Origin of the sequence: Paenibacillus sp. AD87 (genome assembly GCF_001659845.1) — a bacterium.
Taxonomy (GTDB): Bacteria; Bacillota; Bacilli; order Paenibacillales; family Paenibacillaceae; genus Paenibacillus; species Paenibacillus marchantiae.
The window spans coordinates 554,387-568,983 of sequence record NZ_LXQN01000022.1 but is presented as its reverse complement, the minus strand read 5'-3'; the positions used below and the strand labels follow the sequence as shown (position 1 = coordinate 568,983).

The 14,597-nt window shown below is 47.0% G+C and carries 14 protein-coding genes; 5 read left to right on the top strand and 9 right to left on the bottom strand.

Translation table 11 applies throughout. The features are described from left to right. Positions 1 to 86: 86 nt before the first annotated feature. From gpAD87_RS30715 to gpAD87_RS30705, 3 genes are all read right to left on the bottom strand, one after another. Positions 87 to 1,034: an ABC transporter substrate-binding protein gene (locus gpAD87_RS30715; RefSeq protein ID WP_197521574.1), complete on the bottom strand. Its 948-nt coding sequence runs from the start codon at positions 1,032 to 1,034 to the stop codon at positions 87 to 89. 168 nt (positions 1,035 to 1,202) lie between these two features. Continuing rightward, the gene (locus gpAD87_RS30710) at positions 1,203 to 2,813 is read right to left on the bottom strand and encodes a helix-turn-helix domain-containing protein (RefSeq protein WP_064642781.1); all 1,611 of its coding nucleotides are present in this window, start codon (positions 2,811 to 2,813) and stop codon (positions 1,203 to 1,205) included. Between the two features lie 216 nt (positions 2,814 to 3,029). Continuing rightward, positions 3,030 to 3,461 carry a GAF domain-containing protein gene (locus tag gpAD87_RS30705; protein WP_063566294.1) on the bottom strand — a complete coding sequence of 144 codons (432 nt, stop codon included), beginning with the start codon at positions 3,459 to 3,461 and terminating at the stop codon, positions 3,030 to 3,032. 383 nt (positions 3,462 to 3,844) lie between these two features. On the opposite strand from gpAD87_RS30705, the gene gpAD87_RS30700 reads away from it, so the two are divergent. Then, complete coding sequence (locus tag gpAD87_RS30700; RefSeq protein ID WP_231952959.1) at positions 3,845 to 4,621, top strand: Crp/Fnr family transcriptional regulator; 777 nt, start codon at positions 3,845 to 3,847, stop codon at positions 4,619 to 4,621. A gap of 133 nt (positions 4,622 to 4,754) precedes the next feature. On the opposite strand, the gene gpAD87_RS30695 is transcribed toward gpAD87_RS30700, so the two are convergent. From gpAD87_RS30695 to gpAD87_RS30690, 3 genes are all read right to left on the bottom strand, one after another. Next, the gene (locus tag gpAD87_RS30695; RefSeq protein WP_064642779.1) at positions 4,755 to 5,297 is read right to left on the bottom strand and encodes a GNAT family N-acetyltransferase; all 543 of its coding nucleotides are present in this window, start codon (positions 5,295 to 5,297) and stop codon (positions 4,755 to 4,757) included. Positions 5,298 to 5,576: 279 nt separating this feature from the next. Then, the gene (locus tag gpAD87_RS32380; RefSeq protein ID WP_162842450.1) at positions 5,577 to 5,732 is read right to left on the bottom strand and encodes a hypothetical protein; all 156 of its coding nucleotides are present in this window, start codon (positions 5,730 to 5,732) and stop codon (positions 5,577 to 5,579) included. 153 nt (positions 5,733 to 5,885) lie between these two features. Next, positions 5,886 to 6,179, bottom strand: a complete 294-nt coding sequence (locus tag gpAD87_RS30690) for a hypothetical protein (protein WP_157258621.1) — start codon at positions 6,177 to 6,179, stop codon at positions 5,886 to 5,888. A 217-nt stretch (positions 6,180 to 6,396) separates the two neighbouring features. Between gpAD87_RS30690 and gpAD87_RS30685 the strand changes: the two genes are divergently transcribed. The 3 genes from gpAD87_RS30685 (at position 6,397) to gpAD87_RS30675 (ending at position 9,985) form a co-directional block, all read left to right on the top strand. After that, positions 6,397 to 7,908: a DUF6359 domain-containing protein gene (locus tag gpAD87_RS30685; RefSeq protein ID WP_064642962.1), complete on the top strand. Its 1,512-nt coding sequence runs from the start codon at positions 6,397 to 6,399 to the stop codon at positions 7,906 to 7,908. A gap of 144 nt (positions 7,909 to 8,052) precedes the next feature. Beyond that, on the top strand, positions 8,053 to 8,682 hold the full coding sequence (cdaS, locus tag gpAD87_RS30680; RefSeq protein ID WP_064642774.1) for a sporulation-specific diadenylate cyclase CdaS: 630 nt from the start codon (positions 8,053 to 8,055) through the stop codon (positions 8,680 to 8,682). Positions 8,683 to 8,878: 196 nt separating this feature from the next. After that, on the top strand, positions 8,879 to 9,985 hold the full coding sequence (locus gpAD87_RS30675) for a Glu/Leu/Phe/Val family dehydrogenase (RefSeq protein ID WP_064642772.1): 1,107 nt from the start codon (positions 8,879 to 8,881) through the stop codon (positions 9,983 to 9,985). A 169-nt stretch (positions 9,986 to 10,154) separates the two neighbouring features. On the opposite strand, the gene gpAD87_RS30670 is transcribed toward gpAD87_RS30675, so the two are convergent. Further along, a complete protein-coding gene (locus gpAD87_RS30670) occupies positions 10,155 to 10,766 on the bottom strand; it encodes an esterase/lipase family protein (RefSeq protein ID WP_064642770.1) in 612 nt (203 codons plus the stop codon). Between the two features lie 283 nt (positions 10,767 to 11,049). Beyond that, complete coding sequence (locus gpAD87_RS30665; protein ID WP_064642768.1) at positions 11,050 to 11,913, bottom strand: LysR family transcriptional regulator; 864 nt, start codon at positions 11,911 to 11,913, stop codon at positions 11,050 to 11,052. Positions 11,914 to 12,111: 198 nt separating this feature from the next. Here gpAD87_RS30665 and gpAD87_RS30660 point away from each other — a divergent pair, with 198 nt between their 5' ends. After that, positions 12,112 to 13,155 carry an alkene reductase gene (locus tag gpAD87_RS30660; RefSeq protein WP_231952958.1) on the top strand — a complete coding sequence of 348 codons (1,044 nt, stop codon included), beginning with the start codon at positions 12,112 to 12,114 and terminating at the stop codon, positions 13,153 to 13,155. 147 nt (positions 13,156 to 13,302) lie between these two features. On the opposite strand, the gene gpAD87_RS30655 is transcribed toward gpAD87_RS30660, so the two are convergent. Further along, positions 13,303 to 14,577 carry an MFS transporter gene (locus gpAD87_RS30655; RefSeq protein WP_064642764.1) on the bottom strand — a complete coding sequence of 425 codons (1,275 nt, stop codon included), beginning with the start codon at positions 14,575 to 14,577 and terminating at the stop codon, positions 13,303 to 13,305. Positions 14,578 to 14,597 lie beyond the last annotated feature (20 nt).

Genomic DNA, 14,597 nt, shown 5'->3' with positions numbered 1-14,597 from the left:
TTTATCATACCAAAAAAGAAAGCCATTCAGAGGGGAATCTCTGAATAGCTTCTTTTCTCTGTATATCGGACAAGAGGAATTAAACTTTAGTTCTCTGTTTTACCGAAACGCTCCTTAATCATGTCTGCAATTTCCTGAACCTGTGCTTCCACGGCAAGTGGATCATAGGGCCAGAAGCGTTCTCCGTCAAGCTTGAACACGCGATTGTTCTTCACGGCATCCAGGGATGACCAGACCGCTGAACCCTCATCCAGTGAACCTCCGTTGGACAAATCCAGGAAGATATAGTCACCTGCGTAATCTGCCAGCTTTTCCTCGGATATCGCTACGGTATCTTTATCCTGATCAATGAGCTCTTTCTGTACAATGTCTGGTGCTTTCAGTCCAAGCTGTTGATAGATGGCTTGTCCACCGCGATTGACACCATCCCCGTTGATGTACCATTCTTTGCCGAACAGGCTGAAGTTGGAGAAGGTTGTGCCTTCTTTGACCATTCCTTGAATGGACTCTTTGGCGGCCTTCACTTTTATTTCGAAATTCGATAACCAATCTTGGGCTTCCTTCTGTTTGTTAATGATTTCACCAAAAGCGGTGATTTCCTCATGGACATTGTCGTATGTTCCGTAAGGGATGATGAGTGTGGGTGCGATTTTACGATATTGCTCATTCAGTTTCTCATCTCCACCTACAGTAACGATCAGGTCAGGCTGAAGTGCCAAAATTTTCTCTACAGATCCGCCGTCAATCCGGCCAATGTCTGCCACGCCCTCAACGAGATCAAGCACATATGGGCTTTCCAGCTCATAATCTGGTGCGCCTACAGGCTTGACACCAAGTGCCAGAAAATCAGCAAGGTAACCTTGCGTAACGATACGTTGAGGATTCACGGGAATTTCAACGTCTCCGTTAACCGTAGATATAACCTGTGTTTCTGCTTCGCTTGTCGCTGGTTGTTCTTCTGTTACGGCAGGTGCGGAAGCTTTGTTTTCTTTCGTTTCTTCCGCTTGGCCTGAGCAGCCAATAATTCCTATCACGAATAAAAGGATTATGAGCCCGGCCCACCATTTTGATTTAACCCCTGTCATTCTACTTCTCCCCAATCAATAATGATTATCTTTCTCAATAAAACCTCCTATGTATCGTAGCTTTTGTGCACAAGTATCGTCTATCTCAAAATGTGACCCATTGAGCATGGACAAATGTTACCTGGCCTTAACGCTATTCTCCCGAATCAGGATGTCTACCATAAGTTCAAGCTGCTTCTCCAGAGACAAGGCATCATTACACCAGAATTGTTCCAGCTGGAGAGGGTATATGCGACGATTTCCGTTATTCATAACCTTGCGCCAGCCCGGGCGCTCTCTAAGTTTATCTGGTGAATCGTGATACAGGCCACCTTCGTGTGCCGGAAGAACAAGAAACATATGATCTGCTGCATATTCTGCCAATTGATCTTCTTCGATGTATTGATGATTGTCCGGTTCCAGAACATCACGGAGGATGTTGGGGTGCGGAGTAAGATGAAGTCCATAATACACGTTATAGGCTGCTCTGGCGGTTGCATTCCAGATACAAATGGTGCCATCTTCCCACAGCTCATACAAACCAACTGTTTCTCCGGGTTTAATAAAATCCTTTAGTCGATCAGATTCGGTTCTGGCCCGTGTTGTGTAATGTTCGATCCAATCTTCTGCTGCCTGTTCTCGTCCTATAATTCGGCCAATCAGACGAACGGTCTCCAGTCGATCCAGTTGATTCCAAGGGAGAACAATAACCTGGGATATGCGTTCAAGTTGTTCGAGCTTGTGCGGCAAGTAGTACAGATAGTCCGGTGCGATGATCAAATCAATCGGTTCAGCGCGCAGTGATTCTTCCACGCCATGTTCATCCAGATCAATTACGTCATGCAGCTCATCCTGGATCAATGGAGAAAGGGCCCAGGGAAGAAAGGAGGCTGCAACGGGTTGAACGCCGAGGGCAAGCAGATCCCCTGTATACTGAACCGTTGCAATCCGTCTCGCACGTGGCTGCAATCGATACTCACTTGGGCTGATCCCGGTGAACTGCTTAAACTTGCGGCTTAAATATAAACCGTCAGCATAGCCTACGAGCAAGGCAATTTCATTCAATGTGGCCTGTGTCGATAGAAGGTATTGCTTTGCCTTATCCATCCGAACTCGGGTCAGATGAGCCTGGAAGCTGCGCCCCACCTGTTTTTGAAAAAATCTAGAGAAATAGCTTGCGTTAAATCCGGTCATGCGGGCAATGTCTTCCCGGGTGAGATGATCGCCATAGTGATGATTAATATAGTAAAGAGCATCCCTAATTACACTGTCCACCATTTCTGTGGCAGGTTTAACAGCCAGCCTGAACAACTCAAGCAGCTCACTCAGTAGAAAATGGGATCGGGCTTCTTCAGTCATGATGCTGCCTGAACGTTTGTCGGTAAGTTCCTGGATAATGGCAAGGATCCGTAGCCCTTGTGAACTGGCTCCAGTCTTTGATCCATGTGCAGGTAAGTTCTCTGATGTAAGTTCATAGACACGCTTCTCATGGGACTCTTTCGTTAATCCGTATTCCAGAAAGCCGATATGATATACCGTGAAGGCAGAAGCCGGAGTATGTATAAGCTCCAGGGAGCATGGGGGATACAGGAAAAGGGTCTGGCCTTTATGTAAAACGCCATGTACCTGCCCATACTGGAAGTTCACCGTGGCTGTACAAGTCACCAGGGAAGGAGATTCTATGGAAATAAATCCGGTTTGCTGTGCAGCTTCCCAAGGAATCACACTGGCATTTGTCAGTACAAGCATATCTGTAGCCTCCTAGCCGTATGTTCTATCTTGAACATATCGATGTATGGACTCGATTATATCAATCTGTGAGAGAGACGTCGACGTACACAGAGGAGTGATGGCAAGGTGACTAATTAACGCTTGTCCAACTAAGAATAAACCATAATCAAAAAAAGTCTTGTTACTCCCATTAGGAAATAACAAGACTTTTTAGCGTATTCCAGACAGCTGTCTTTATCCGTACACTTTTGGCTGCAGCTGTATAGCGACCTGTTCGGTCTGACGGACCATCTCCGGTGAGAACGTGCAGGGTAATCTGCTGCCAAGGAGCAACACGGCGCCAGGAACACTTCCTTGCTGGAACACAGGCACTGCTATGGCACATACCAACCGCTCCGCAAGCATTAACGGGCAACGACCGGGTGTATGCTCCCCGATGGATTGTGCATCGGATAGAGCGGTGCGTCCAGTCCGAAGCGCTGTGCCAACCAGGTCTTGTCCGGGACGCATCTCCATGCGCTTCACACGTTCGTTGCTGGCGCCGGATGTATACTTCCAGCGCAACATCGCGCCGGAAAGACAGGCCAGTCCGCAAAAATCGCTGGAGGTACTCAGGCGCAGGCCGTCGATCATCTCCTGAATGCCAGATGGCAGTTCATCATGCATGAGAGGACACTTCCTTTTTTGGAATCATACCGTACGTTACGGTGTAATCAATAGCAATATCGTTAACCTGTGGTCAGGGAAATCTTAAAATAAGGGTATTTCGCTGTTGCTTCTATTGTAGCCCCTTTTTTCCGGATTGTAATTCAGGGAAAACCCCTATTTCCGTTCTGCAATTTGCTGATCCTGTGTATGGACAGGCATTCAGTCCAGGAACGGCAAGGCTTTTTTCGATTGCGGAGTCGTAAAGGTAGCTCATAAGTGTGATATATCTCACAGCAAATTCAGGGAGTTTCCCCGTGAGGTTCAGGTAATCCCCCGATAACCCCCACGCTATATTCGCGGTATGATGGATACATAAGGAAACACCGAGGGGGACGATGGTAATGGGTACGGTATTTAAAGAAAGAACAACCCAGGCGACACAACAAGAACAGACGGAGGCGAGCAAGATGACACGGGAGACAGGTGGAATCCTTTCGTTCGTGACAGCTGAACAATGGGGCTTGATCGAGACGAAGATGCAGCCTAAACGGGTAAAGTCGGGGTACAGTCTCTTTCTGGAAGGCGATGAAGCCGGATACCTGTACTACATTCGCTCGGGAAGAGTGAAGCTGACCAAGTCGACTGAGGATGGGAAAGAAATTATTTTATCGATTCAGCAAACCGGGGATCTGATTGGAGAGTTTGGCGGCATCGGCGGATTATCCCATAGCTACAGTGCAGAGATGGCAGAAAAAGGGGAGCTGGGGATCATCTCGCTCAGCGACTTGGAAAGTGTACTCAGCAAACACGGTGACCTTGCCTTGAAATTCCTGCAATGGATGGCACTCGCCCAGCGTATCACCCAGTCGCGTTTCCGTGACCTCTTGCTCTATGGCAAGGCAGGTGCACTCGCATCGACGCTCATTCGTGCCAGCAACTCGTATGGCAGAATTACGCCGGATGGCATCGTGCTCGACATGAAGCTGAATCATACCGAATTATCGGAAATGATTGGTGCCACGCGGGAGAGTGTAACGCGTATGTTGGGAGCATGGAAGGAACAGGGGACGCTGGACACCATGGATGGAAAGCTGATGATTCGTGACCTGGCAGCCTTACGCTGTATGTGCGGATGTCCTACATTTCCAAGCTGCCCGGTAGAGCTGTGCCGATTGTAATGAAAGCAAGTTGAATAGGGTTGTACTTCGATGGCGATTGGGGTCGTTACGGAGAAATCAAAAAAGCTGATGTCCGATTTACTCGGGGTCAGCTTTTTGGCGTGGTTAATATGTTTTTTTGTTGTAGGCACGCTTAACGTTCAACATTCGCGCTTACATATTCCTTTGCAAGAATCGAATATAGACACGAATCATGATATTCCCCTTTATAAAACCAATGCTCTCGCATCAGACCTTCACGCTGCATACCAATCTTCTGCATAACCTTCTCAGAAGCCTTGTTGTTCGGGCGGCATTTCGCATAAATACGGTGTACGCCAAGTGTATTGAAGCCAAAGCCAAGCATCGCTCGGGCTGCTTCGGCAGCGTACCCTTTTCCCTGATAAACGGGATTGAGCACATAACCGATTTCTGCGTTCGTCTTTTCGATGTGAAGGCCAACACCGCCGATCAGGATGCCCTCCTTTTTCAAGCATATCGCCAGTTCGAAGCCCTCTCGTGGTTGTGTTTGCTGTGAATTTAGCACAAATTCCACATAATCTCGCGTATTTTCTTCTGTATTCGGTCCCCATGCCGTATGCTCAGTAACTTCTGTCATGGATGTGTAGCTATGTATGCTCTCCCAGTCTGTCTGCAGAATTTCCCGGATAATGAGTCGTTCGGTCTCCAATTGCATCGCTATTCCCTCCCAATATAAATTGAACTAAAGAATATTTACACTTGCCACTCCGATGACAGAACAACCTTCCGATCGCTGTTATCCCCAGATTTTTTTGATTCCCTTTTTAAAAGGAGAAAATCCGGGGATAAAGGCGAACGCTCCGCTTCTTCAGTTTTTTTCTGTCCTCTCCGTTTCTCGTGTAAATGTTTAGTTCAATTATATAGTAAAACAAAAATAGCCCAATAACCGATTCGTGTAAAGAATGGGTTACGAGCTATGTAGGTATAAGGCATGCTATTGTGGTTGTTTACATTCAACTGCGGGATAAGTATAAGCCAGCTTGCGGATAATTTCCTTTTGCCATTTGGTGTCACCCAGGTTGGTTGCCAGGTTCAGAAGATCCAAATAATCGTCAAGCTGCAGATCAGCCTTTTGCAGAGTTGTATTCATTCGATGTTCGTTCCCCTTTATCTATAAAATCGTTAAGTCATGTACAGTAGGCAGAAGACTTGAGACAGGCTCAAGAATGATAATCATTATCACAGTTATATTATCATTATGCAATGAACGATGTCAAAATGCAATGCCAAGGCTCGAATGTACTCAACTTTTTTTCGAAAAAAGGCTCATCCACAGCACATAGGGAATGTACACACCCAGGTATGCAGACGGATAAAGAAACCATCCATTCAACAGGAAATGGTGAATTTCTGTGGTGAACGTTGTCATATGGGCATTCGTAGCGTACACATCGCCGGCAATGACAGTGGCCGCACTATAAAAGCATAGCAGGGCAAGTACATGGAAAACACGGGTAACCATCCGGGAGCGAAGCGCAACAAAAACCATAATCAGTGGAACAATCAGTAGGAGTAGAAGAAAAAGAAACTTCATCATACAGGCCTCCTTTGGGTTACTTTTGTTAACCAGTATGGGCAATTGGTGGAATTTCCAAAAGTTTTTTCAAACATTTTACAAAAAGAAAGAGGAATTCAGCATATGAACGATTAAATTAAAGGTGGATAACCCATTATCAGGTAATTACGAGGAGGAGAAGGCAAGTATGAAGAAAGCGATATGGCAGCATTGGATCGGGGCATTCCTGATCTTCATCATGATGGCGACGGCATTGCTTCAACCTGGTTCACAAGGTCCGGTACAGGCCGCTGCAGCACCTATTACGGTATCGCAGGCCATCGCTGCCCAGAGTGGCGGAGCAACGGCAACGGTGGAAGGATATATTGTTGGACATGCCACCGGTTCGCTTACAGCCAAGTTTACATCTCCTTACGCCAATGATTTTAACTTCCTGATTGCAGATTCAGCGACAGAGAAGACTAACGCGAAACTGCTCGACGTGCAGATTCCAGCGTCGTACCGCTCGCAATATGGACTGGCTACCAACCCGAATCTTGTGGGGCAGAAGGTTATCATAACCGGAACACTTGGCGCATATAACAGTTTTGCCGGAGTTAAGAATCCTACCTCAATCGCACTCTCCTCTGGAACAACCAATCCTGATCCTGATCCAGGCACAACGCTGCCGGATGGTACAGGGAAGAAAGTATTGTTCGATAACACGCATGCTCAGACAGCCGGGGCTGCGGACTGGGTTATTGATGGGGCATTTTCGGACTTTGCGAATGGTTTGCGAAACGCGGGCTTTATCGTGGATCAGCTGGATCGCAGCATCCCGTATACCTTCGGTGAGCAAGCCATCACCTTTAATAAATTGAAAGATTATGATGTCTTCGTTATCGGCGAAGCGAACGTGCCTTTCAAAGCGACAGAGCAAGCTGCGCTGCTGCAATATGTACAGAATGGTGGCAGTGTCTTCTTTATTGCCGATCACTATAACGCAGACCGGAACAAAAACCGCTGGGATTCCTCCGAAGTATTCAACGGCTATCGCCGTGGTGCATTCTTGAATCCAGCCAAAGGCATGTCGTCAGCAGAAGCTGAATCTTCAGCTATGCAAGGCATGACCAGTTCGGACTGGTTGGCATCCAACTTCGGTATTCGTTTCCGCTACAATGCATTGGGAGATGTTAATGCAACGGATATCGTCGCACCTTCACAGTCGTTCGGCATTACAACTGGCGTTAGCGCAGTAGCTATGCATGCAGGTTCCACGCTTGCCATTATTGACCCGAACAAAGCCAAAGGTCTGGTGTATGTGCCTAGTGGGGTTTCCAAATGGGGCAACGCGGTAGATCAGGGCGTATACAATGGCGGCGGACGAGCTGAAGGAGCCTATGCAGCGATCGCCAAGATCGGGGCAGGTAAAGCAGCATTTATCGGCGACTCCTCACCTGTTGAGGATGCTACTCCAAAATATCTACGTGAAGAAACAGGTGCTGCCAAAACAACGTATGATGGCTTCAAAGAAGTGAATGACGGTGTATTCCTTGTGAATACAGTGAAATGGCTTGCAGTAAAAGAAAGCTACACAAGTCTGTCTCAGGTGTCTGGACTGACATTGGATACGCCGACAAGTCTGCTTGCAATTGAAGCGCCGGCTTCATCCACCGAGCCGCAAACCGAACCATGGGCTACGCCGGCTGCAGGCTACAAATGGTACGATCCTACAACGTTTAAGGTAGGGTCGTACGGCAAAGCTCAGTAAGATAAGCAGTAAGAAAATATATGGATAATCAGCCTGTCCGCCACGATTGCGGACAGGCTTTATTTTGCATAAATGCCCGGAGCAGAGGGAAACGTATGGGTAATTATGAATGATGAGTGAGATGCCAAGGTGAGGAGGAAGACCATGATGAATCGGCAAGCAGACTGCGACAGCTCGACCATGAGGCAGAAACTCAAAGGGGACCTCCATCGTGTGGCAGATCGAATGAACAAGACGTTATCCACCTTTGATCATGACAGTGTGTGTCTGCTGGGCCAATTTGCGGAGATTCGGGCCGAGATCAAGCAGATCGAGGTGCTGGCGTCTTCCTTTTATCTGGATTGTTATCTGTCTCCCTTCACGGAGAAATTTGCCGAACTGACTGCCAGTGTACAGCATTTGTCGGATCGCAGATATGGTGCGCTCATTGTAATTGAACGGGAAGTTCCGCTTGAACCAATTATCCACTCAGGGGTTGCAGTCGATGCCAGAGTCACGCATGCGTTGCTGGAATCGCTTTTTATACCGGGTGCACCTCTGCATGATGGGGCGGTGCTGATTCGGGGCAATCAGATTGTATCCGCGGGCAATGTATTGCCTTTGTCACAGGCCATTGCACATGAGCGGAAAATTGGCACACGGCATAAGGCTGCTCTCGGATTAAGTGAGCTGACGGATGCGGTTGTGCTGGTTGTCTCGGAAGAGACAGGTCAAGCTTCATTCGCCGTGGGAGGGGATCTGCATCCCATCAACGTGGTTGAAACCGTGCCATGATTACTGGTCGCTAGATTTTTTACCGATTCCATGCTGGAGTAAATGAACCTTTTTCCCTGCGAAGAGAGAAAGGTCTTTTTGTTACATCGTGATGTGGTTTTGCACAAACTTGATCATCATGGGTACAATAGAGGATGGAAGACGAACTGAAGAAGGCGAATTGATCGCAAAAATGGTTGGAGGAGACGGTTAACACATGAGCTGGTTTGATGCAATGGAACATCACGATTATGAGGAACTGGTACTGTGCCAGGATAGAGCCTCTGGTTTAAAAGCAATTATTGCTATTCACGATACAACACTCGGTCCTGCGCTGGGAGGCACACGGATGTGGACCTATGCTTCTGAGGAAGCTGCCATTGAAGATGCCTTGCGCCTTGCGCGGGGAATGACATATAAACATGCTGTATCCGGACTGAATCTGGGCGGAGGCAAAGCCGTAATTATTGGAGATCCGCGCCGTGACAAAAATGAAGCGATGTTCCGGGCTTTTGGCCGATACATTCAGGGACTGAACGGACGTTATGTCACCGCAGAGGATGTGGGAACCACAGAAGAAGATATGAATCTGATCTATCAGGAAACCGACTATGTTACAGGCATATCACCAAGCTACGGTTCCTCCGGTAATCCTTCCCCGGCAACAGCCTGGGGTGTATATCGGGGCATAAAGGCCGCAGCGAAGCAAGCATTCGGCACGGATCTGCTGGAAGGCAAAACCGTGGCTGTACAAGGTGTGGGCAACGTGGCGATGCGTCTGTGCAAATATTTGTACGAAGAAGGTGCGCAGCTGATCGTTACCGATATCCATAAGGATTCCGTGAAACAGGCTGTGGATCAATTCGGTGCAAAAGCGGTGGACCCTGCCGACATTACTGGAGTGGATTGTGATATTTATGCTCCATGTGCATTGGGCGGTACAATTAATGACGATACGTTGAAACAGCTTAAGGCCAAGGTAGTGGCAGGCTGCGCCAACAACCAATTGCTGGAGCCGCGTCATGGTGACAAGCTGCATGAAATGGGGATCGTATACGCACCAGACTACGTGATCAATGCAGGTGGCGTAATTAATATTGCGGATGAGCTGAACGGCTATAACGCAGATCGTGCGTGGAGCAAGGTTGGGGAGATCTACAATAATCTGGAGAAAATCTTCGACACGTCACGGACCGAAGGCATCGCAACGTATATTGCTGCGGATCGCCTGGCTGAACGCCGGATTGAACTGATGAAAAATACACGCAGCACGTTTCTGCAAAATGGTCATCACGCGCTGAGTTCCCGCAGACTGCGCGGGTAAAACAGACGAGTGGTATAGAATGAGCAGATCGAAGAGAAACACACAGGAAAAACGTAAATTTAAAATAGTTAAAGGCAGGCATCTGTATGTAAACTGCACCCCAATGATTGAACACGAATCACTTGGAGGTGCAGTTCATGGAGGTCTGCCTTTCTTATATATTTTGGTTTTACTTCAAGGCGTTGAGGATGTGGCTTTGAACACCACGATCAATCAGCAGGCCGATATGGGTCACCCCGAAAATGCGAATATTGTTCGCCCCGTTCAGAGGGGATAACGTATTATTTACAATAAAGTCCGACGTACTGTAGATGGAAGTATATGAAATGCCGTTTGGTGCCGATTGGGCCACAAGCCGGTTGGGAGAGCCGAGTGTAATGACTTTGCCTATATTTTTACCTCCACCGAGGTTGTTGATATAATACAGGGTGTTGGCTCCGCCCATGCTATGGGCAATGATATCGACCTGGCTGGCGCCAGTCTTCCGCAGGACATCATCAATATAGGTGGATAACTGACGTGAATTGGTGACATTGTTTCCCGACTTGTCCAGGAAATCGATGGCGTACAGGTCACTTTGGGAATAGCCTTCGTTTATTAGTGCTCTTTCGATGCTGGCAAAGTTAAATCCCGCGCCTCCAATACCGTGTACAAGCACAATCGGATTGCGCCCATTGGCAGCCGCTGACTGCTCCGCACCGGCAGGGATGGATAGCAAAGATAACGAGCTAACGAAGAACAGACAGGTTAAGACACAACGTAGAATAATAGATTTAGTCAATATTAATATCCTCCTTTGGAATGTATATCCATACTATATCTCTCTTAATCTATCATTATTTGTAATTAAAAGGAATGGATTGGTAGTATTAAAATTAAAATAAATTTTGAGGGGATTAATGCATGCTGGTTTTGGCTGTAGTGGTCCATTTTAGTGAAAAGTAAGAAAAAGCCTTTATAGCTAATACCAGAAGAAGAGATGCGTAAGTTCGCCTCTCTTCTTCTGGTGTTCTCTAGCCCTAGATAAGCGCTGAGTCAGATATGGGGAAAATTGAAATTTTATTTCAAAACGTAATGCACTTCTGATTCAGCAGCTTCACAAATCGATCCAGCGCGCTGCTGACGTATCGATCCTCACCCCGGACAAAGGTCGTTGTGGTATGTGTGAATCGTTCGGCCAGATCATATACAGAGAACTCATCTGGTTTCTTGTGAATAACGCTGCAAGGCATAATGGTAAAAGCAATTCCCGACTCCACACAGCTAAGCAGGTTATCCATCGTGCTGACTTCAATCATATTGCGAGCAGACAAACCTTCTTCCTGCAAATATTCCTCCGTAATTTCACGGTATGGGCAGCCTTTTGGGAAAACGACCCATGAAACCTGACACAGGCTTTCGGGTGGAACGTCCATCCGTTTGGAGATGATATGCACCGTGTCTTGCATTTCATATTCCACTTTTAGACCCTCTTTCACACACGCACCACTAATAAAGGCACCATCAATCTCATATTCCTGTATTTTCTTGCGCAGCACTTTGGGTGAAGTGGCATTCACAAGTGAGATGGAGACCTCAGGATAGGTCACTTGGTATTCATTGAGAATCTCCATGAACCGGCTGGATGCTGCCGTCTCCACAATCCCGATTTTTAACGTGCCTGAAGGCTCACCGGGATCAGTCATATCCTGCTCCAGATCGTTTAACAGGTCACGGATGCGTGTTGCATATTGGACAAACTGTTCTCCTTTGGAAGTCAGCACTACCCCTTTGGGAAAGCGGTTGAACAACTGCACCTGATATTCCTGCTCCAGCTTTTTGATGCGTGTGGTGACGTTGGATTGAGCGTAATTCAGTTCCTTGGCGGCCTGTGAGATTTTGCCGGACCTTGCCACCGCGAGAATAATATCGATATCCGAGAGTTCCATGGCTCTGGCCTCCTGAGTTGTAATGAAATGAAGTAAAGTGAAGTGAAGTGTTAGGTATCTCTATGAGAGATACATCTATATATTTCAATCATTTTACGATATATATATGCCGGCTTACAATATCGTTATCAACAGCTTTTACAGAGCAATGGAATCATGCAAAACGCTGACAATGGAGAAGGAGTTGTGATGAGAAATATGTCTACATTACTGAGTCCGGTGACGATCAACGAATGGCATTTGAGAAACAGATTAGTGATGGCACCTCTTACCCGAGGGTTTGCCAATGATCAGGATGGGACTGCGACGGAAGAGATGGTGGCGTATTACGAGCGACGTGCCAGGGATAGTGTAGGGTTGATCATTACAGAGGGGATTAATCCCTCGCTGGCAGGCAAAGGAACCTACGGTATCCCCGGATTATATACGGCTGAACAGACCGCTTCATGGAAAAAAGTAACGAATGCCGTCCATAAACACGGAGGAACCATCATCGCTCAGCTGTGGCATGTGGGCAGACTGTCTCACTCCGATCTGATCGGTACCCCGCCGCTGGCACCTTCAGAGATTCCGGCTCAAGGAAGAGTCCATAAATTGCATAAGCCATATCAGATACCCCAAGCTATGAGTGTGCAAGATATCCGGGATACCGTTCAACAATTTCAAACGGCTGCCCGCAATGCGGTACTGGCTGGATTTGACGGAATTGAGCTGCATGCAGCTCATGGTTATCTGATCGATCAGTTTATCAATGAGAAGACGAACCACAGAACAGACGAATACGGAGGCGATATCCAGAGTCGATTGCGTTTTCTGAAGGAGATCATTATTGCAGTCCAAAAAGAAATCAGCGTGGATCGCATATCGATACGATTTTCCGAGAAAAAAGATGATGACCCTTCCTATGTCTGGTCAGACAAGGCTGGAGTGCTGAACGCCTATCTGAATCTGTTCCGCGAGACAGGTATTACAATCTTACATCCTTCAACAGATCGATACACCACTGTCTGGGATGGGGAGCACAATTTCCATGAAGCGATTCGCCAGCAGTGGAATGGAATCATCATTGGCGTAGGGGATCTTGAGGCAACAACCGCAGAGCAGGCAGTGCAAGATCGGAGCATTAATTTGGCAGCGTTCGGCAGACCGTTTATCGCCAATCCCGATCTGGTGCAAAAGTTGCGTTCGGGGCAGCAGTTGGTCGAGTACGATGCCAATGCACATTTGACTGTGTTGGTGTGAATGTAGCAAAAAAAGGGCAGAAGCTGATCCTAAAGATCACTCTGCCCTTTGTTTAACGAATCGTATATAGATTCGTCTATTATCGATGATGACCATGGTGAAATGTCTTCAATGCTGCAGTAACTTGCGGAGGGTTGGGTCAGATGCTCAAACACTTTGAGATAAATCCAATGGTTCAATTTCACTTTTTCTGGTTGAGATTTTTTCGATATACCACAGGATGATCATGCACAACGCATAGACCAAGCTGAAGGCCAGAATAATGATCCACAAGCTCCCCATGTCCATGCTTTTGATGAAAATACCTGTCAAGTATGGGCTAAGTGTATAACCCAGGCAGCCTACGAACAGCAGCAAGCCGTTAAACCGCCCCTGATGTGTATCCGGTACTCGTGAAGCGATATATAGATTGATATTGGTTTGCACCAGAATCTCTCCAACGGTCCACAGTACCGTAGAGACGGCGACGATGGTGAAATGGGGAAAGTAACCCATCAGGCTCAATGCACCAAATCCAATGCCATAGAAGAGCGCACCTGTGGCAATGGAGTTTAGCGCAGTTAATTTACGTGTAACGGATAGGATCAAGGTGGTCAGGATAATGACGCTGATAGCATTAATGGTCATGACTGAGCCGTAATATGCTGCCCCGTCCTCTCCAAACGAATCATTCATTTGTAGCGGAAGGCTAAACGAAGATTGCATATAAATAAAATAGTTGAGAAATGATACCAAGATGAAAAAGGCGACGAGCGGATTTTTCATAAGAAGTCTGAATAAAGGAGTGGGAGGTTGGCTCGATTGTAGATGTACAGAATTGTTGCTGCCTGTAGGTGTCATTACCTTGCTTGTACCGATCTTTACCTGGTTGATGATAATGAAGGTGGATATCAGAAATACAGTGCCGATACTTATAAAGACGATATGGACATGATCTTTGATGAAAAAACCGGCTAGCAATGGTCCGATGGCTATACCCAAATTGGCTCCCAAATACATAAGGGAGAAAGCGGACTTTCGCTCTTTCTCCTCCGTACACAGTTGAATGATTAATGCGTTATAAGCAGGGCGGGTAATGCTGATGAAGAACATGACAGCGATCAGTAAATACCCAACCGTAATGGTGCCCGACCAGAACGAACAGCATATTATCATTGTGGCGGACAACAATTGCCCGGTGACAATAATTGTTTTTTTGCCCATGAGGTCACTTAAATAGCCACCAAGAAGGACAGCTGGTCCACTAATCAAGGCTGCCAGTGATACAAAGATGCCTGCACTGACAACATTCATACCCATCTGTAAAGTCAGGACTAAGGTAATAAGGGAGAACACAAAGTCTCCTGCGCTGTTAATCGTTCTGGCTAAACAGAGGTAATATATTTCACGGCTCAAACCCGTGTATGATTTAAATAAAGACAAGAATTCCAGCCCTCCCCAAT